Source organism: Amycolatopsis sp. NPDC051071 (genome assembly GCF_040682875.1).
In the GTDB taxonomy this organism is placed as follows: Bacteria; Actinomycetota; Actinomycetes; order Mycobacteriales; family Pseudonocardiaceae; genus Amycolatopsis.
This window is the reverse complement of the sequence record NZ_JBFBBY010000023.1, coordinates 10,287-31,991: the sequence shown is the minus strand read 5'-3', so window position 1 is coordinate 31,991 and position 21,705 is coordinate 10,287. Positions and strand designations below refer to the sequence as shown.

Below are 21,705 nucleotides of genomic sequence, written 5' to 3'. Positions count from 1 at the left end.
GCCTGGATCGAGATCCACGACCCCTTCGGCAACGGGACACTCATCGACTTCGCGCCGGAGACCACACCCTCGCCGCGGTGGGCGACCGTGCCGGGCACGGTCTCCGTGCTGACGGCGAGGGAGAAGCCCACCACCTACAGCGCGGAATACCTGGTGAGCGCGAACGACGTCATCCGGGGGCTGGGGCGGGTGCTCGCCCTCTCCGGCAGGCAGTACAAGGTCACGAGCCACAACTGCACGACCTTCGTGCAGGACGTGTATTCGGCGGTCCGCGGGGCACCCGCCCCCGGCGCGGGCCGCTGGGTACAGGGGCCGACCGACCTGGAGCGCGCGCTCCGGCGAGGCGCGTCGCATATCACGGTCCGGCCGTCCGACGCGTCCTTCCCGACGGGTCCCGTCCCGGTCGCCCCGCCGCGGCGCGCCGAACCGGCGCGGGCAGCGGACATCGTGGCGGGCTATCGCGCGATCACCGCGGATCTCCCGCATTTCCGCTTGTCCGACCGGGATTTCGACACCGCTCTCGCCGAGTTCTCCCGGCTGGCCGGCACCGGTGACCTCCGGCAGGGGCCCGATCTCGACCTTCCCCTGGAGCAGCTGGACAACGCGCTCGGAGAGCTGGAAGAGCGGGCGAAGGCCGCGGAAACCCCCGAGGAGCAGTCACGGCTCCGGCTGCTTTCACGGCAGGTGCGGGCGCTGGCGAACGACACCCTGCTGCTGTCCGCCTTGGCGCCGACCCGCGACACGGTCCTGGAACCTCATGCACAGCAGCGTCTGCGGAGCGCGTTGTCCGAAGTCACGACGATCCTCCACAGTGGACAGGACCCGTTCACCGCCGAGGGCTCGCCGTGGCGAGGGCTCGACTACGACCGGAACGCGCCCTTGCCGCGCAGGCTGGCCGAACTCATGCTGATGGACACGCCGCCGGTCGTGGTCCAGACCCTGCGGGAAGACCCGCTGTTCCAAGACCTGATGCGGAATCCGGAGGCGCTGGCCGACGCGTTGTTCGCCGCTTCCGGCGGTCTTCAACAGGCCTTCACGACGGCCGCCCTCGACGAGAACGGGGTCCCGCCGTCGGTGACACTGGACCGGATGCGCCGTGAGCTCGTCCGGCGGCTCGCGCCGTCCGGGCTGGTCGACGACCTGATGGCGCTCAACGGCTCCGAACGCGGCCTGAACGCCGTCGCGTTGCTGTTCGCCGCGCCGGTACCCGCCGATCCGGAGGTACGCCTCGTGGTCGGCGGGACGCCGCGTTCGGTGACCCGTCCGGCAGGCAAGCCGTGGACGCGTGAAGACGCGACGCGCGTGTGGTGGCAGGCGGCGGATCCGGCGGTGGCCGTGGAGCACCGGGTCGCGAATCCGGTGACCCAGCAGGACATCGGCGCGTCCCACCGGGAGACGCCGCCGGTGAGCGTCCGGTCCGAGGACGGCGGGCTGAACCGGTCGGGACGGCCGTGGCTGGCGACGATCGGCTATGACCTGCGCCGGTTCGAGGTCGACCGCGACGGCCGGGAACCCGTGCGGGTGCGGCTGCACACCGTGCGGGTGCGGCTGGAGACCACCGGACAGTCCGAAGTGGACATCCCGGATTTCGAGAACCGGGTCAAGGCCGCGGTGAACGACCAGTACAACCAGGGTTACCGGCTGCCGGGCGGCGAACAGCTGCTGGTCGAGGTCGAGTTCACCGACCGCGAGGACGCACACGGCACGGTCTTCGTGACCGGCCCCGGTACCCCGGCCGACCAGCGGCACTGGCCGTCGGACGGGACCGGGGTCCAGTTCGCGCACGAGGTCGGGCATTTCCTCGGCCTGCACGACGAGTACTTCCTCGACGAACGGGTGGTCGCCGACGTACCGGTCTTCCAGCACCGGGACGGCGCGGGCCGGGTCGCCACCGGACCGGGCCTGATGACCGCGGCCGCGATCACCGGCGACGTCGTCCTCGAACCGCGGAACCTCCAGCTGATCTCGGACCGGGCCCACGCACTCGTCGGAGACGATCCCCAGCCGGTACCGCCACTTCGGCGCGGCGAACGCGAGCCCGGCTTCCTCGCCACCGAGAAGGACGAGCAAGAATTCCTGGCGCAGCCGGAAATGGCCAGGTATCTCAAGCAGGTTTCCCAGGTACTGAAGGAAAACCCATATCTGGCTTCGACGGGCAAGGCGGAGCTGGCCGCCATCCGCGCGTACACGCATACGCGGTCCGGGCAGATCGACAACTACCTGGCGGACAAGGAAAGCCCGGCGTATGCGGCGCCGCTGACCCGGCTGCTGGCGTCGGCGGTGACCCGCTTCCCGGCTCGTCACACCGGGGTGGTGACCCGGGTCATGGGCCTGCCGATCGCGGCGGCCAAGGAACTGTTCGTCGAGGGCGGGCGGTACACCGACCGCGGCTTCTTCCGCGGCATGCGGGGCGAAGATCGGCTGTACCAAGGCAAAAAGGTGATCGTCACCGCACTGGTCCACGACGGTGCCTGCATTGCCCCGGCGTCCAACCGGCCAAGCGAACGTGAGGTGCTGCTTCCGCCGGGGACCGAATTCGACGTGCTCAAGGTCGCCGAGGTCGGCGACGAATTGCACGTGAAGGTGCGGCAGATCGAAGCCACGCCCACCCGGATCGGCGCGCCGTTCACCGGTTTCCCCGGCGACGGCCCGGCCGCGGACGGCATCGAGGACAGGCTCGCGCTGGCCAAGGTGGTCGGCGAGGCGGACGAGCTGGCGCCGGATCTGGCGAGCCGCGACACCAGGGCGCACCGCGACAAGATCGTGCGTGCCAGGAGGCGGGCCCTGCACGAAGCCGGGGAGCCGAGCCGGATCAGGGTGACCACCTGGCGTTCGGCCGCCGAGCTGGACGCGTTCCGGAAGGGCCGGTTCGTCACCGAACCGACCGTGCTGATCGCCGGGGACGGGCCGGGTAACGTCACGTTCGTCATCGACGACGCCCGCGCCGTGCCGCACGAGAACGGCCCGATCCTGCCGCCGGGTTCGGCTTTCGAGGTCGTCGAGGTCGCCAGGGCGGCCGAATGGGACCAGACGACGGTGATCCACCTGTGTCAGGTCGACCCGGCCGAGGCCGTCGAGCAGCCGAGTCCGGTCGCGCGGGTCCGGACCGTGGATGAGCAGGCGGCGAAGGTCGCCGACGTCCTCCGCCGAGGACTGCGTGACCGGGACGGCGACCTCCACCTGACCGCCGTCGAAGCCCTCGTCGAGCAGCATCCGGAGCCCGATCGGGTATGGCACGCGGCTTTGCGGGCCGTCGTCGGCGATCCGGACCTCGCGCGGCGGGTGCGGACGATCACCTATCAGCGGCGGGAAAACGGCGTGGTCCGGTCGGTCACCTTGCCGGATGCGGTGTGGGATCTGCTGGCGGTGCCGGGTGACTCGCTGGAGCTCGCCGGTGACGAGATCACCGAACCCGTCCGCATCGTGCTGCCTCCGACGGCGGGTGCCCTCCTCGCCGAAGCCTGGCAGCGGGACGCCGCGCGCTGGAGCGAGCTTCTCGACGAGGACGCGAACGGCCAGGCCGGACCGGACCCGGTCACGCCCGGGTCCCCGGCCACGAGGAGCGACGCGTGGGCGAACCTGCTGGGCGCGCGCCACGAGCTGAGCCGTGCGGAAGCAGCGCACGCGGAACTGTTGTCCCGTCTCGCGCCGGGTGGCGCGGGTGGTTCCCGGGACGCCGAGCGCGTCGACGGCTCCGAAGCCGTCCTCGAAGCGGCACGGGACAAGGTCGCGCTGGCGACGGCCGATCTCCGTGCCTGGGGCAACGATCCTGGCCGGCTGGACCGGGCCTATCAGGAGTGGCGCGAGGCTTCGATCGAGGAGCGGCCCCGGTTGCTCGGTGGCGCCGCCGGTGTTCCCGAGAACCACGGGCTCGGCGACACGGACGGCGGCGGCCAGGCCGGGACGACCGAGCTGGACAATCTCGACAATCTCGATAGTCAGGACGAGGTGGAGCCGGTCGCGACGTCGTTCCCCGCGGCGGCGGTGTCCGGTGGCGACGGCCGGTACCTGACCGAGACCGATCTGAAGGTGGCCATCACCGACACCGCGGCCGGGTTGGACCGGGTGACGCGGCGGCTGACCGGCCGGGTGTTCTCGATCCCGGACACGCAGATGCCCGCGGCTCGTACTGTTCTCGGCGAGATCACCCAGGTCACCGAGGAGATCAACGATCTCCGGGACTACCTCGACTCCCGTAAAGCCGAGCTGAAACACCTCAAACGGGCCCTTGTCCGGGCCGAGCACTCCGCACTCGCGGCCGCTGTGGCCGAGCGGATCGCCGCGGGCACCCCCGCCCGGTTCCGGGAGAAGAGCGAAAAGGCCCGCGAGAACGCCGCTCAGGCCCACGCCGAGGTGGCCGACGACATCGCGGAGCTGGAGAACGAACTCGACGCCCTCATCCGGCGCAGGATCGAGTCGCGGACGACGTCGGCCGGTCTCGAAGCCGCCTCACGCCGGGCCGTCGCGGCGTCGATGGAACAGCTGTACCGGCCACCGGCCAGTGCCGGGATCGACGACGTGACCCCGGCGACCGGGTCGGCCGATGACCGGGAACTGGCCGCCGAGTTCGTGCGGCTGAGTGGCAGGCTCGACGCCCTGCGTGCCGAACTTTCGGAGGTGCTCGGCCGCTCGCCGGAGGGCTCGGATACCTGGCACGAGCCGCTTTCCCACCCCGGAACGCCGGATCCCCGGGTCCGGGCCGCCGCTCGGGTGGAGACCGTGCATCTCTCCGGCGGCATGGAGTCGGCCAGGGCACGGGCGGCCAAACGCTGGCAGGCCACCTATGACGAACTGACGGCGCGGGGCTACCCGGCCGCCGAAGCTCGCACCCACGCCACGGAAATCCACCGGCGCACGATGGCCGAGGCCTCGGCCGGGCGCGTGGACGTCCTGGGGCCGAAGGTCGAAGTACGGCGGATGCGCGTGCCGCGGTCCGAGCGGGTCACCGAGGTCACCGTCCACATCGGACTGCTGTCACTGCCGTCGGTGTCGGACGCCGACGTCGACGAGCTCCGGGCACGGCTCCGTGAAGCCCAGTTCCTGCTGAACCGCGGCTATCGGCTGCGGAACGGGTCGCAGCTGTCCATCCGGGTCGTCGAGGATCCGGCCCCGGAGTTCACCTTCACCGTGGGCGACGTCGTGACCGAATGGGAGCCGGACCGGCATCTCACCACCGGGACGACGGGTGACGAGCTCGCCGGGCAGCTGCTCGGCCTGCTCGGGGTGACCGCGGGCGACCCGGCCGGGCTCGACGCCGGGGAGGCCGATCAGCTCGACAGCCTGCTGAACGCACCGGTGAAGTCCGTGTCGCCGACGTTCTTCTCCGGGCTGCCGCGGCGTACCCGGCCTCGACCCGAACTCGAGTTCGACCCGATACCGGACACCATCGACCAAGCACGGCGGGAACAGGCCCGCCTCGACGGGCTCCTGACGGAGCTGGCCCATCACGCCCGGTGGCGGCACGCGAAGAACCGGCCGATGCCCGTCGTCACGCTGGTCATGGACGGCGATCGCGACGGCATGGAGGAAATGCTGCTGGCGGCCGTGCGAGGGAAAACCGGCGTCACCGAACCACTGACCTTCGCCGAGCCCGGTACCACGGAAGTCCCGGCGGACAGCCGGATCCACTTCTTCGTCGACTGGGCCCCGGACGCACCGGCGCCCGCCGAACGGATCCCGCCCGGCCGCCCGGACGAGGACTTCGAGGAAGACCCGGCACTGGGCGGCACGCGGGTGCTGGACGACGAGCGGACCTGGTCGCACAGCCCGGCCACGCATGCGGACGCCGTCGCCGAGTGGACGGCGCTGACCACGCCGGTGCCGTCGTGGGAGTGGTCGAAGCTGCGGGACAACGCGCATTCCGTGACGGTGGACCAGGAAATCCGCTATCCGGCCATGCGGATCACCGAAAGCGACGTCACCGACGGTCCGGTCGACTACATCACTGGCCAGCTCTCCTACGACCTTCGCCGGTTCAAGGTGCGGAACCAGTGGGTGCAGGAGTACACGGTCCGGCTGCGCCTCGAAAGCGACTCGGTCGACGACGACACCCTCGCCCGGCTGCGGCAGCGTGCCCGCCTCGGCGTGGCCTCGTTGTTCAACAACCGGTACCGCCTGCCCAGCGGTGACCAGCTGCATCTGCGGCTCGAATTCCCCGGCGCCGCCTCGGCCGTCCACGCCGTCATCGACGTGCTGCCGACGGACCGGGAGAACCAGCTGGAGTGGTCGGCGGACTCCGACCTCCGCAAACTCGCGCACGAGGTCGGGCATTTCCTGGGTATCCCGGATCAGTACCGGATGGTGCAGGACGACGCCGGTTCGTTCTCCCACCAGGATCGCGATCCCGTACTGCGCCCGCATCAGGTGATCCGGCCCGCCGAGCCGGGACAGACCGGACAGCGGGAAACCGAACCCGTGCTCAACCGGGTCGTCGACGACCGGGGTCTCTATACCGAGCAAGCGGACGAGGCCGGCGTCTACGTCACACCACGCGATTTGTGGAAGATCGAGCGGACGGCAAGCGGATACGCCGCGGTCCAGGACGCGGTCGTGTCCGGCGAGCGGTCCGAGCGGCAGAGCGACTTGATCTCGTCGATCCTGGAGGTCGCCGTCCGGCTCCCCGGGAACTCCGGGATCTGGCTCGCCGACCCGGGCACCGACGTGACCACGTTGGAACTACAGGAAAAGATCGTCCAAGGCCTGGCCGCCGACGACCATTTCTTCACCGTGGTCGCGCATGTCGGCCCGTCCGGGATGCCGGAATTCCTCGGCAGGCCCATTACGCCGGAAGTGATGGCCGATCTGCTGAGCAACCTGCACGCCGCCGGGGCGTGGCCGTCGAACCGGACACTGCGTCTCGTTTCCTGCGGTCTCGGCGCCGAGACGAGTGAGTACGTACCCAACGTCTTGCGCGAACTCGAAGTGGACGTGTCCACCGCCTACGCCGCGACCACCAGGGTGTGGGGAGTGCCCAAGCAGGGCGGGGAGGGCGAGCACACCTACGAACTCGTCGTGGCGGGCCAGGTCGGCTTCGACGCCGCGGGCAATCCGGTCTTCACCGGCGACGGGCAATGGGTACAGATCGACCTCGACGACGAGGGCAACGCCGACGTGGTGGAGCTCGGTAGTCATCTGGTGGCAGGGGAAAACGGCAGGCTGCGGACCCCGGACCTCGAGGGGTACGGGATCGTGGACGACAGCGGGGGTGTCGACCGGCTGATGCCCGGCGCCTTGCCGTTCGGCTCGCTCACCCGGATTCCCGGCACGGACGACTTCGCGGACCGGTACGACACCGTCTTCGACAGTTTGCCGAATCTGGCGACCGGCGACCTCGGTGCCCGCCTGGACCAGCTGTCGCGGCTGGCCGAGGGCGGCCGTCTGGAGAACTACACCGACGCGGTCCTCGGCTCGGCCGAGATTTCGGCCGCCTTGGGCAGGATCGACCGGAACCTGGAAAACCTCGCCGACGCGGGCACGCGGGCGAAGGTGCGGTCGCTGGTGAACGACGCGGTGATGGCGGCGTCGCTGGTGCCGTCGCGGGAGCAGGACGTCCCGGACAACTCCCGGTTCCGCCTGGCGACCGTGCGCGACCGCCGGGTGCTGCAACCGCTGTCGATCGACCGGCTCCAGCAGCTGCTCGGCGACCTCGCCGTGAACGTCGAGGCGGGCCGCGATCCGTTCACCACCGATGGGTCGACCGTGCAAGGGATCGGCTACCGGCACGAGCGGGGACTGCCGCAACGGCTGGCATTGCTGGGACTGACGAACCTCAGTCTCGAAGGACGCACCACCCTTCAGGAAGACACCCTGTTCCGGGCTCTGCTGGACAATCCCGTCGCGTTGACGGAAAGCCTGTTCGCGGCCACCGGGCACGATGAACAGCACTTCATGAACACCTGCGCGGCGGCGGCCACGATCACCGACATCCGCGGTTCCGTGCCGACCATCGCGGGTCTGCTGCTCGTCGGACAGGGTGTGCTCGACGCCGTCGACCGAGAGCTGGAGACCGCGCCTGCGCATCAACTGGCCAAAAAGGATCGTCCGCTGGGCAGGACGATCGGTGACCTCGCCCGCAAACGTGTCGCCGAAGCCACGACGCGGTTCGCCGACCTGAAAGCCCGTGCGCTCGCACTCGCGGCCGGGAACCGGTCGGATCCCGCGGCGCGTGCGGAGTGGGCCCGCCTGACCACCGAGTGGGGGCGTGTCACGCAGAAACTCGCCGGGGTGACCTGGCTCAACCCCGGTGCGGACTCGGCGATTCCGGTGCTGACGAAGAAGGTCGTACCCGGTGCCTGGGAACTGAACTATCCCTTCGTGCTCCCGCTGGTGTTCGACCGGCGCGGCCGTCGGAAAACGGGGATCGAGGACCTCCCGTTCCGGATGGCGATGTCGCGGCACCTCGCGCTCCAGCCACGCGAAGAGACGCGAGGCGAGCTGTGGTCCGAACGCGAGGTGACGGTCTCGCCCCGGCTGCGGTCCGCCGCCCAAATCGCGGATTTCTGGGCGCGGCTCCGGTCCGGTTCCGGCGTCCGGGTGTCCACTGTGGATCGCCAGATGTTCCTCAAGGCGGCCGAAGTCGACGGCGAACCGGTCTTCGTGCTGAGTGACCCGAGCAAGGCACGGTTCGACTACTTGTCGCTGGATGCCTTCGCGGGCTGGGCGAAGACGAACGGCGTCACCGCGGAGCAGAGCACGTTCGAGAACCACATCATCGTGGTGCCGTCCGCCGCCGGTCCGGTCGCCTCGACGGTCGACGTCATGACCCGGTTCGGTGACGACGCCGGGATCCGGCTCGACGACCCGCCACTTCTCCGGCAGGCACCCGGCGCTTCCGACGTCGTGCCAACGGCCGGAGGACATCTGGTCGACCTCCCGCTTCCCGATTCGATGCCGCTCGGGCCGGTCCAGGCGAATCTCGACGAGTTCGCCGGGCTGGTCGCCGCGCAGCCGACGCCCCCGCCGGTGGAGGTGCGGGGACAGCGGGGTGATTCGAGGCTCGCGGCGATCGTCTCGAAGCTGCGGTCGTTCTTCTCCCGGCACGGCGTTGGCGAGGACGTCCGGATGCGGGTGATCACCTCCGGCACGCGACCCGGTGTCCTCGTGTCCACGATCATCCCGGTCTCCGAGGGCAGCACGACGTTCGGCGAACCGGTTGAAGTCAACGCCGACGAACTGCTTGAACACGTTGCCGCACCGGGGAACCGCATTCTCCGGATCAGTACCGGCCCGGAGCGGGCCTGGCGGCTGGACCTCGGTGAGCAGGTCACCGTGCGCCGGGGCGAGGGTGAGCCGGTGCGCCTGCCGAGGCCCGAGTTCGTCGAGCGGCTGGCCATCGTGCTGGAACAGCGACGGCGGGGTGAGCCCGATGTCGCGTTGGAGCGTGCACTGTTCGGCGGCCCGGTGAGCGACGGTGAGCCGGGCGAAGTCTCGTTCAGCCTGGAGATCGCCGCCGAACCGGTGCCGACTCCGAGAGAGATCGCGCGGGAGTACGGAGTCGGTGAGGCCGCGCAGCTTCGTTTCCAGGAGGTGGCCGCTGCCACCGGAACCACGTTCGACGTACGGCCGGTGAACCCGGACGCGCTCCGTCACGCGCTCCAGGGCGCCCGGCCCGCGCCCGAGGGGCTGGCCGCGCATACGGTCACCACCTGGGACGTCCTTCTCGGCATGCCGGAAGAGGCCATTGGCCTGGTCGCCAGGTTCGCGCCACAGCGCCCGGACCTGGCCGACCTGCCACCCGACGTCCGGGTGAGAGTCACTCGCCGCTACTACCAGCGCTGGGACGAGTACAACAACCTGGCGGACACCCTCCCGCCCGGCCACCGCGTCTTCGGTGGTCTCGTGCAGAGCGAGACCCCGGACGGCTGGGTGTCGTTGATCGGGACCGACTCGTACCACCTTCGCCGTCCGGACGGCACCGGTTCGGTGCTGACCGACGACATCGAGCAGGACGTGCCGCTGCTCGGCTCCGCCGTCCACACGACGCCGCTGGGCCGCGCCGGTCTGCCCGCTGGCCTCGATGCCGACACCGCCGCTGAACCGCTGATCCGGTTCGCACCCGGAACGACGCCGCGTCCGGTGTCCTTTGAGGACGGTCGTGACGTGGTGTCCCCGGTGGACCCGTTGGACGTGCGGTTCGACGAGTTGCGCGAGCTCGCTGTCGAACAGTCCGCCGACGGCTTCTGGGACGCGCTGGAGGACCTGACGGAGATCGAGAACGAGCAACCGGCCCCGGCGGAACCGGAAACCCTTGAGTACCGGGTCGAGTCGGATGGTTCCGAGCCGCCGTTCACCTGGGTGGCCGGTGCCGGCAGTGTGGAGGAGACCGAAGAGTTCCCGTTCGTGCTGCCGGTGGTCCACTCGACGGCGGTCGCGGACCCTCTCCTGGAGTTCTCCGCGGACAACACCCTCGCGTTGCCGTGGGCGTCGCACCAGGGACGGTTCCAGGAGTTCTACGCGACGAAGGAAAGGGTCGACGCGGCGAACGCGAGGCTGACCGAGGCCGGTAGCAGGGTCACGCTCGAAATGAACCCCGGCAACAAGGTGCTCGTCGACGGACTGACACTGGTGATGGTCAAACCGAAGTTCCAGGAAGCACCTTCGGCGGTGTGCAGTGAGTTCGCGGGAGCGATCATGGGTGGCCCGCCCCGGCAGGTGGCACTGCGGCCCGCCGACGGATCCCCGGTGCTCGGGCCACTGCGTGACGGTGGATCGCTGCGGTTCCACGGTACCCACGAGATCGCGGACGCACTGGCGAAATCCGCCAAGGGTAAGGGAATCCACGCGGCCATCGACCCCAACGAGGTCGTCGCGGCGATGACGGCCGCGGGACTCGACAGTCCGCAGCCGGGCCGGGAGTACGGAAGGGCGCTCCAGACCGGAACGGAATCGCGTGCCCGGCTCGACCAGGCCGCCGACGCACTGGGGGTCAACCAGTACGCCTGGGCGGCGCCGGGCGAGGCCTACATGGCGCAGTCGATCGCGGTGCCCGGCAAGGACGGGCCGAACTACCGCAACGTCTACACGACGCGAGTGCCGACTTCGGTCGACGTGACCTTCGGCTACCACTTCGGCGCTGTCGTCCTCAACTCCGAGAACGACAAGGCGCAGATCACCGTCGAGATCGAACGGGGTGCGAAAGCCAGGGCGAACCTGCTCGACAGGGCGATCCGGGCGAATCTGGATACCCACGGTCCGGAGCTGGACGCCGAGATCGGGCGGCATGAGCCCGGCACTTTGCGACGGCGGCTCTGCGAAGCGCTGCGGACGATGCGTGACATCGAAGCCGTCCACGGACCCCGTCGTGCCGAGGGGAACCGGGAATGGCGGGACGCGCGGGCGGAGGCGCGGCAGGCACTCGCCGGGGTGGCGGGGGACCGGTTGCCCGCGTTGGGGAAGTCCTGGTGGCTCCGCAAGTATGACCGGGCCGAGGGTGGAACCTTCTTCGACAAATGGGGTGGTGTCGACCGGCAGGGTGGACGTCGCTTGCTCGCGAACCCACTGGTCATGGTCACCACGTCAGTGGTCGCCGGATCGGCCTATCAGGCACCCATGGCGGATGTGCGGAACCTCGATCCCGAGAAGGTCGCCAAGGGCGAACAAAAGCTGCCGCCGCTGGCCGCCGGGCGGCTCAAGTCCTTGGCGAAAGACGTCGTCAAAACCGCGTTGTGGCGGCACCGCAACAAGTTGCCGATGCCGGAGGTGACCCTTGAGGGGTACGGCAACTCGCGGCTCCACGGCAGGCGGACCGGGATGCGGCGTTCCCAGCTCGCGGAGGCCTCCTTCCGGAACGAGCTGACCCGGCTGCTCGAAGAGAAGCAGCAGGACCTCCCCGCCAGGGAAACCCCGCTGACCACCGATCGCATCCGGGTCAGGCCGATCTCTCACGGTCGTGCGACGCCGCCCGGCGCACCTGACGTGCGGGCGGCCCGGCGAGACGTCCGCGCGTCGATGACAGCCGGCGACCCACCGCGTCGTACGGGCCCGGTATCGGACGCGGCGCAGCCGGACGCCGAGGACGAGGACGGTTACTGGTACTCCGGCGTGCCGAGTGATCGCGAAGCACATTTGCTGGACCGGTTGGCCGGGATCGGGTACGGCCCGTTGGAGCTCCCGGCCGACTTGTTCGGGCTGGCCTTGGACATCGACTTGCCTGCCACCACGGACATGTCCATGGACAATTTCGAAGCCGAGGCCGGGCTGGCCGCGTGGCAGGTCGCCGGGTTGCTCGCCGAAACCGGTGGCGAGTTCACTTTGCCGAGACTCGTCGCGATGCGGGCACTGGTCGAGGTGTCCCGCGCCGACCTGCGGCTGTCCGCGCAGGCCACGATCACCGTGGCGCATCTCGAACTCGCCGTGGACCGGCTCGGCTGGTCCGGTGGTCTCACGGAAGTACTCGCCCATATCGAGAACGTCGATGGGCCCGTGACGGCCGATCTACTGCGCAAGTCCATTGTGGACGGCTCGGTGACCGAATCCGTGTTCGACGCGCTGGTGCCGGAGACGAGCCCGGCCGCGGCGAGTGACGTCGTCACCGTCCCGCTCGGCGGAAACCGCGGGATCAGGCTGGCCGACCCACGGCTGGACGGCGTCGTCGGCGGCTATCCGACGGACGACCGGTTCTTCACGTTCCTCGCGCATGGTGACGCGAACGGTGCCCCGGTGCGGGGCGGTCCCGGAACCGGGAGCACACCACTGAGCACACCACTGAGCCCGGCCGAGGTGGCCACACTGTTGGTCCGTGCCAAGGACGACGGGATCTGGGACGGCGAGAAGCCACTGATGTTCGCTTCGTGTGCGGCCGGGAGCGGTGGCTCCCGATCGTTCGCGGCCCGGGTGCTGGCCGAGTTGCGGGCACACGGTATCGACGTCGAGGCCGTCGCTCCGGACGGTCCGGTGTACTTCGTACCCGGTGCGGCCGGAGCCGGTCATCTCGTGGTGACCGGGCACGTGGGGATCGACGCGGCAGGTCATCCGGTCGTCGCGCCGCACGGAAACTGGACGCATCTCACCGGATCCCGGGGCGAGGCACTCCCGATCGGCGCGCATATCGTGGTGGAGGAAACGGCGAACTGGCGCACGGAAAAGGTTCCCCCCGGTTACACCTCTGGCACTTCAGAGTCCGACTTGGACGGTGCGGTGCGGCTCGCCGAAGACGGCCCGACGCGCGAGGAGATCGCCTTCGACGAGGGGAGCAAGACGCTCTCCTCGGACGCACTGCGGAAGGTGAGACAGCTCGCGGGAAAGCTGGCGGAGACCGCGGTACGGCAGCACGCGCGCGGGTTGCCGGTTCCCGTGGTGACCGTCGCGGGGGCGGGCAACGGGGCCCTGCTGGGGATCGGGCAAGCCGCCCGGTCGGGGAACGCGCGAGCCGAAGCGACGGTGACAGCTTTGCGTGCCGCCGTCGACCGTGAGCTGCTGAGGCTGCGGGCCGATCCGGAAGTGCTTCCCGCCGGCAATATCCGGGCCGTCCAAGCCGAGGAGGTGAGCGGGCGGCTTGCCGTGATCACCGTCGATCTCGCTCCGGCTTGGGCCGCGCCGGAGACACCGGTGATCGGCTGGGATCCCGTCGGCGAGCACGACTTCGACTTCGACGCCGCGGTTTCCGCACAGAGCACGTCCGCCGGTCAAGACGCGAACACCGCACCACGGCCCGAACCGTTGATCACGACGGACTACGAGGTGACCACTCCGGCGGGAGCCGCCGCGAGGCCGTTCGAGGCATACCAGTCCACGTACAGCGTGGTGGGCGACGAGTTCCCGATCATGGCGAGCGCGTCGAAGGAAACGTTCGAGCACCCGCCACTGCACGTGTCCGGTGACGTCACCCTCGCGATCAACGGCTCGGTCCCGTTCAACTCGCTCACTCCCATGACCGAGTCGAAAGAGTTCTACGCGACCACGGAGATCATCGAGAACGCCCGGGAAGCGCTGCGCAAGGTGGGCAGCAAGGCCAAACTGGAGATCGTGCCGGACACCGGGCTGACCGTCGACCGGAACGGGACCCCGGTGACCCTGCGGAAGGTCACCGCGTCGTTCATCGAGCAACCCGGTGACGTCTGCCGCGATGTCGCCAACGTGGTGCTCGGCGGGAACCCCGACACCGCGATCTTCAAGAGCCCGTTCGGCCAGAGTGCGACGAGTGAGATCTCCGCCGACCACGGCACCGAGGTCACCGGCACGTACGCCCTCGCCGACAGCATCGCGAACCGGGTCACGAGCAACGAGGACGTGGGAGAACTCGGCCCGGGGTGGGCGGCGGAGCAGGTCGACAAGGACACCCGGACGGTAGGCGGTCTCAACCCCGTCATGCCGGGCGCGCGGTACGGCTCGCTGCTCGACCACGCTCCGGAGAACGAGCCGAGGCGCGGCAAAGCCGACGCGATCGCCCGGCGGCTGGGCATCAACGAACACGCGTGGGCCAAGCCGGGCGAAGGCTATACCGGGGTCTCGGTTCCCTCGGAAGGAGCCGATGGAAAGCCGGCCTTCGAAGTCAATTTCGCCGTCGGTGGTGGCCGTGGTGGCGCATGGGGGTACCACTTCGCGGCCGTCGTCGCCGAGAGTGCCGATGGCACGACACAGATCACGCTGGAGAACTACACGCGCCGCCCGGATTTCGGCCCCAAGATCGCGCTGGCGGTCGAACGCAACCTCAGCCAGTACGCCGGCCGGTTCGACGAACTGGTTTCCGGCCTTTCCGCGAGGTTGGAGGACGCGCGGAGCACGAACGACGGCACCGCGACGACCATCGGGTTGCACCTCGACCTCGCCACGAAGTTGCGTGCGGCCGAGCACCTCGCGAACGCCGAAGCGGCGGCACCCGAGGTCGAGGCCGCCAAACAGGCAGCGGGCAGCGCCATGCTCAAACTCGGTGTGCACACCGGGGCCGTCCCGCGCAGCTCCGACAAATGGCACTTCAAGATGTATTCGAAGCGTCCCGGTGAAACGTTCCACGAGCAGCAGGCCCGGTACTACGCGCCGGAGGTCACCTGGTCGATGTCGAATCCCCTGGCTTTCGTCGTCGCTGGTGGGCAGGGCGACGCCGGGCCACAGAGCATCACCTTCCCGGCGGGCTCCAAGGCCTTCCCGGAAGGCGAGCGGTTCAAGCTGAACTCGCTCGCCCGGCGGCTCGCCAAGACGGCCATCTGGCGCTTCGAGAACGGCCTGCCGATGTCCGCCGTCACGATCACCGGCTACGGCAACGGTGCGACACTCGGCATCAAACAGGCGATCAAGACCGGCCAGGCGCGGGCGGACGCCACCAAACAAGCATTGCGCGACGCCATCGCGGACCAGTTACGCAAGCTGCAAGGCGAAAGCCCGGTCATCGACGTGGACTACGTCGAGATCGTGAGCGAGTCGGGTGGCGGTGAAATCGACCCGCTCGACGACGGGACGACCCTGGAGGAAGCCCGCCGTCGTGCCGTCATCACGCTCGACCTCGACCGTCGCGAGCCGCGGACCGAACCAGTCGCGCCGGCGGATTCTGTTGTTCAGGAGGCCGTTCAGGAGGACGTGGTTTCGGGTCCGATGGTGACCGTCACGGCGGACCCGGAGTCCTCTTCGGACGGATCCCTGGTGCTGGACAGCGGTTCGGCGACGGCCGGGGAGCTGGAGTTCATGGCGTCTCCGGCGGTGGTGGCCGCGGCGAACGCGCGGCTGGCGCTGGTCGGCAGCGCCGTCCGGCTGGCCGCCGGCCCGGTGGGGCCGGACGGGCGTCAGCGGGTCCGGGTGGTCCGCACCGACGGGACCCCGCTGTCCCAGGGTGTGGTGGGTCCCTCGGACGTCGCGAAGGCCGTCATCGGGGGCCAGCCGCGGCAAACGGTGCTGCGTGGCGCCGACGGTGGTTTCGCGACGATACCGGCCTTTGTCTCGAAACGGGTGGACGGGAGCCGCGCGCTCGCGAAGGTTCTGGTGACCACGGCGAAGGAGGGCGGCGTCGAGGATCTTTCGCCGTCGGAAGTCGCCGCCCGGATCACCAAGGCCGAGCTGACGAGTGACGAGCCGCTCGCCGAATACGGCGAAGGCCTGGCCGTTCCGGCTGTCGCGGCGGAGATGGACAAGGCGGCGAAACAGCTGGGTGTAAGCAAACACGCCGTCGCGCGGGTCGGTGAGACCTACCTGCTGGCACCGGTCGGGGACAAGGCCTCTCCGGCCGGGATCAAGCTCGACCAGTATTTCGGGCCCGTCGTGGCGGAGAGCGCCGACGGTCGCGGCAGGCTGATCGTGGAGGCAGACCCGGTTCGGCGGGGAGTACTGCGGCTGCGGTTACTCGGGGACGGTGAGGGCGAGAGTTTCCACGAGACCTACACATCCGGTGCCGACGCGCTCTTCGACGACGCACTGACGATGGTGGCGACCGGACACGAGGTGACCGGCCGGTTCGAGATCGAGTTCGATCAGAAGTCGTCGGTACTGGGGGAGCTGACGACCGGGCATGACGTGCTCCGGACGTTCGAGATCGATGGCGAGCCGGTGGATGTGGCGCGGCTGACCGAGCCCGGCTACTACGCGAAGCTGTTGAACAGCCTGGACGAGGACGACGATCGGGCGGACGCGATCGATCGGCTGGGCAATGTGGTCGCAGCCAGGGGACAGCTCGAATCCCTCGTCGACCGTACCGTCGCGCTCGCGCGCTGGCGGGCCGCCGAAGGGTTCGCTCCGCCGGTGCTGCGGGTCTGGGTTCGTGACGGGAACAACCCGTTCAGCCGGGCGGTGGTGATGGGCGGGCGACGGGGTGAGGCGGTGGTCGCGGCGCTGCGTGAACTGATCGCCGACCGGATCGCGGCGCTGCCCGGTTCGCGGCTTTCGGCGGACGATTTCGAGGTCGTGATCGAGCGGGCGGCCGATTCCGGTCGCCGGAGCCTGCTCGACCTCACGGTCGACGACGGTACGGCCCGCAAACGACGCCGGATCACCGTCACCATGGACACCACCACCGTCAAGCCGCTGTCCACAGTGGACGAGATCGAGGAGGAGCCCGAATCGGTTCCGTCCACTGTGGAGGTCGCCGTCGGGGTGGGGCCGAGTTCACTGCTGAGGCCGTCCCCGTTCCTGCGAAACCTGTCGCAGCTGTCTTCGCAGTCGTCGATCAGCGTCAACTCCGTCGAGATCACCTTTCCGTATCCGGGCAAGGTGCTGAACCGCAATGTCGTGTACTCCGCCCAGCGCGACGTGCTGACCGTGCACGGCCTGGAACCGGTTCTGGTGGAAGGGAACACGCCGCACGACGCGTTCCGTGAGGCACTTGTGGCCAGTCTCCCGTACGGGGCGCTGCGAGAGAACGCACGCATCATCCGGCAGCTCGACACCTTCGCGCTGACTCACCCGGACAACACCGACCTCGAACAAATCGCGGAGGCCGCCGGGGTGCGGGTCCATGTGATCAAGCAGGACGGCACCTGGGTCAGTCACGGCCCGGTGACCGGGCGACCGGTGCATATCCTGCGGGCCGACGCCGTCGACGCCGACACCTACCTCGGCACCAGGGAGAACGTCCACATCGGACGGCCGAACGTGCGCTACCCCGGTTCGACGGTGCTGCTGACCGAACACGGCCGCAAGGTGCTGCACCGCGGCGAGTTCGAGATCGAGACGATCAAGGGCGAGCACTACGTCCGGCTCTACACCGCCATTCTCACCCCGGCGGGCCGTACGTCGGAGAACAAGGACGTGCACCAGGACAACAACGCCAACGGCGAGGTCACGCCGTTCAGCGGCCGTCGCAAGGGCGACACCGGGCCGAAGGTGTTCTGGGTCGGCGGCGGGCGGCCCCTGCGGGCCGTGCAATGGACCGCGAAATATGAGACCGACCCGAACCGTAAAGAAGGTATGCAGCCGATGCTGCGGTCGTTCCTCGTGCCGCTCGACACGTTTTCAAAGGTCACGAGCCAGTCCGTGGTCGAGGCAGCGGCCTCGGGCAACGAGCTGTCGATGAACGTCGACCAGAACGGCGACACCAATCAGTTCGGCCTGCGGGGTTCGCATTTCGCCGGGGTACAGCAAGTGGTGCTCCCCGGTTCGCTCGTCACCTACACCATCGGCGGGCAGGTCACCGTCATGCCGGAGGTCGCGGGCCGTCAGGAGGCGATCGCCGACCTCTACGTGCGGCTCGGCCTGCGCCCCGACTTCGACTCCGCGGGGCTGGGCAAGGAGAACGATCCGTGGTTCACCTGGTCCGCCGACGGCCAGACGTCTTTCCGTAACGACCCGAAAGCCTTGCGAAGCCTCGCGAGGACGCTGAGCAACCACTACCACACCTGGATGGGCTCACCCGAGGCCTTCTTCAGCCCGCCCGCCGACGTCATTCCCGAGCCCCTCAAGGGAACCGCCAAGGGTGCGGCGCCGAACACCCCGGCGCGACGGCGTGAGGAGATGAACACCTTCCTCAACACCCACGGTCCCGGCAAGGAGATTGTCACCCAATTCGGCGAGAAGATCTGGACGTTGCTCGACGCCGCTGTCCGCGACCAGATCGGAGAGGGTGTCCGGGTCAGCGCGGAGGACCTCCGTACCACCGTGACGAGTCAGCTCAACCGGTCCTTGAACGTCCCCCATCCGGTCCTCGTCGAGGCGACGAAGGAGACGAGCGAGCAAGAGAAAACGCGCCAGGTCGACACCCCCGAGCACATCAAAGCGGCCATCGAAGCGGATCCGAAGATTCCGGAGCGGGCGGCGGCCGTCGTCGCCGACGCGGTGCTGGACGCGCTGGAAGCGGGATTCGGGCAGGAGGCACGGAGCGGGGAATTCGGACGAGAACTCCGGGACGTCGTCTTCCGTGTCGTCCGGCACCGGTTCCAGGAGCTGGCAGGCCCGTGGACCGCGCAGATCGAGGCGAACGGACTGAGGAAGGAAGAAGAGAAAAGGAAGAAAGACGAAGAGAAGAACGGGCCGAAACAGGACAAGAAGGGGGAGGGCAAAGAGAAGCGTGCGAAGGCTTTCCTCACCGGCTTCCGTGCCGAGGATTTCTCCCAGACCATCGCCTCGGACCTCGTCAAGGACGAGGCCTTCAAGAGACTTCTGCGCGACACGAACGTGACGATCGGTCCCGACTCCTTCGCCACTCAGTTCAAGGCCCGGGTCTTGCCCAAGGCGATCGAACCGGTCGTCAAGAGCGACCTCGCCGGCCTCGGGGACGAGGAACTCAGCGGCCACCTTCGCACCAAGATGACGGAGGTGGCCGACGCGCTGACCAAGGAACTGACGAACAAGAACTCGGCGAGGTTCGGGAGCACGGACTCACGTCGCAAGCTCGCCGAACGGACCGCGACCTTGTTGCGGGACAAGAAACTGCTGGACAAGGTGACCTTCACGCCGGTAAGCCGCGACGCCGCCGACACGTTCATGAAGCAGTTGCCGGAATACGCCACGCAGGCGGAGATCGGATCCGCCATCGCCACCGACGAGCGACGGATCAAACTCGACTTCGACACCCGTAAGAGCATCCTCGTCAACGGTGCGATCGAGGGCGCGCCCTTCGAGAACGAATACGCGAGCTGGCGCGACAACTACATTCTCGGCTACACGCGGAAGCACGATCCGGCCGTTTTCCGCAAGCACCGGCGGATCGGCGCCGCGCTGTCGGAAAAGATCAGCAAGCAGCTCGAGAACCCGGTCGTCGATTCCGGGAAGGTGATCCTCGACGAGCTGCTGAAGGGGCTGGACGAGGGCGTCACCGACGACCACGCCAAACTGGCCCGCAAATTCGCCGAGACGATCAAACCCCAGCCCGCACAGCAGGACCAGCCGGGACGGCCCGATCGCGCGCCGGGGGAGCTGCGGCCGAACACCTTCAGCGAGCACGCCCAGATGGTGCTCAACCGGTACTTGAAACTGACCTCCGGCCATGAGGACGCCGACCGGTTCGTCCGCCGTGAAGCGATCGTCAAGGCGATCCTGTTCCACGACATGGACAAGGTGAATTCCAAGCACCAGTACGGCGATGCCCAGGTCAGTCACGATCTGGAACCCGAGCATCGCGGTGCGATCGAGTACATGAACCGCCACGAAGGTCTGTGGGCGAACCGGCGCGACTTCGAACTGGCGCGTGCCTTCGTCGATTCGGATCCGTTCGGCTACTACTTCCGCGGCATGGGAGGAATGACCGCGCAGGGTGTGTACGACTTCGTGCACAGGCTCGCCGTACGCATGGGACGGCCCGACGGCAAGGCGCCGACGGCGACCGACGTCCAGAACCTGTTCCGTGAATTCCACCAGTACTACCAGGCGGATTTCTCCTCCTACAGCGCGCAGGCGAAGTTCGTCAACGACACCGACGGGCAGGTGCAGGAGGGTTACGACAAGCTGACCGGGGTGGCCGTCGTGAACGGTGAGCACGTGCTGGTGGGCGACGAGCACCGGTTCGCTTATTCCGAGGAGAAGCGTGCCGGCCGGAAGCCGACGTACGAAGAGATGTATCTGGACCTGGCCAAGGTGTTCGAACAGGCCGTCGCCGACGAGCGCGCGCGGTCCGCCGAGGCGGCGGTCGTGGCAACGGGAGCCGATGACGTCCCGTCGGTGACGGCTCGGGTCTTCGACGAAGTGGCGCGTGACCTCGGCGTGAATGCGTTCGAACTCGAAATGCGGACGATGGATCCGTTCGGGGTGTTGTTCTCGGCTTACGAGCAGGATCCGAACACTCCGGTGGCCGGCATCTACCGCTCGTTCGCGGAGGGCGCTCTCACCGGCGTATGCGGTCAGACGGCCAACCTGCTGTTCGAGGTGGCGCACGAGCCCGCCACTCCGGTGGACGCGACCGTGTCCGACCTGGCGGAGGTGATCAACGGCGGCCAAGACGTCGGCGTTTGGGTGACGACCGGGGGGACGCACGCGTTCTACCTGGAGTTACGGGGTGACCGCGCGACCATTCACCAGAGTTATTTCGGGCGGTACAGCCTCACGGACAGTTTCGCCGCCCAGCGGTCCTATCCGCGGACGGTGCTGGCGGACCGGCTGGTCGCGCTGCTCGGCGAGTACCGGAGCGGGGGCGTGCCGGTCGAGTCGGAGGAGGAGTTGTTCGGCGGAAGCCTGCTGGACTCCGCGCGGCGTGACGACTACGAGCGGCGTGACTGGCGGGTGCTCCGGATCAACTCCGCTCCGTTCCTGGACGAGCAGCGGCAAGCGGAGCGGCTGACCGCGATGGTGGCCGGGCGGCATGAGACGTGGAACGAGATCAAGAACTCGTCGCAGACCGTCGGCCAGTACCTGGGGATGGAACCGGAGGAAGCCGAGACGTCGGAGTCCACCAGCATCTTCGAGGCCCTGGTGCCCGCGGCGGCCGCCCAGGAGCCACAGGCGCTCCAGGGCGACAGGCTCGAGGAGTACCTGGACGGACTGGTCACGACGCGCGTCGTGAGCCACGACGATGTCGAGGAGCTCCTGCGGAGGTTCGAGGACGACGCCGGCGGTTTCGTGCCGGGTACCGGACACGCCGGACTTCCCTGGATGAGGCGGGAAGCGGTGGCGAACGTGCTCTGGGCTCGCCGTGACCTGAGCCAGGCGCTGGACGTTCATCGGCCGTTGGCCGATCGTGTCGCGACAGGGGTGGGGAGCTCCCGGGACGGCGAGAACCTGGCACTGGCGGAGGGCACCTTGGCCAAGGCGAGGGCCAGGGTCGAGCAGGCCGAAGCCGATCTTCGTGACTGGGGAAACCTCCCGGAGCGACTGGACCGGGTCCTCACGGAATGGCTCGCCTGGCTGGCCCGTGCTTGA

The 21,705-nt window shown here is 68.7% G+C and carries 1 protein-coding gene (cut by a window edge); it reads left to right on the top strand.

The features are described 5' to 3' along the window. Nucleotides 1-21,705, top strand: partial view of a hypothetical protein gene (locus tag AB0M65_RS11005; RefSeq protein WP_364024872.1) — the 3' portion only. 10,620 nt of this gene lie to the left of the window's left edge; only the last 21,705 of its 32,325 coding nucleotides appear in the window; its start codon lies off the left edge, out of view; its stop codon occupies nucleotides 21,703-21,705.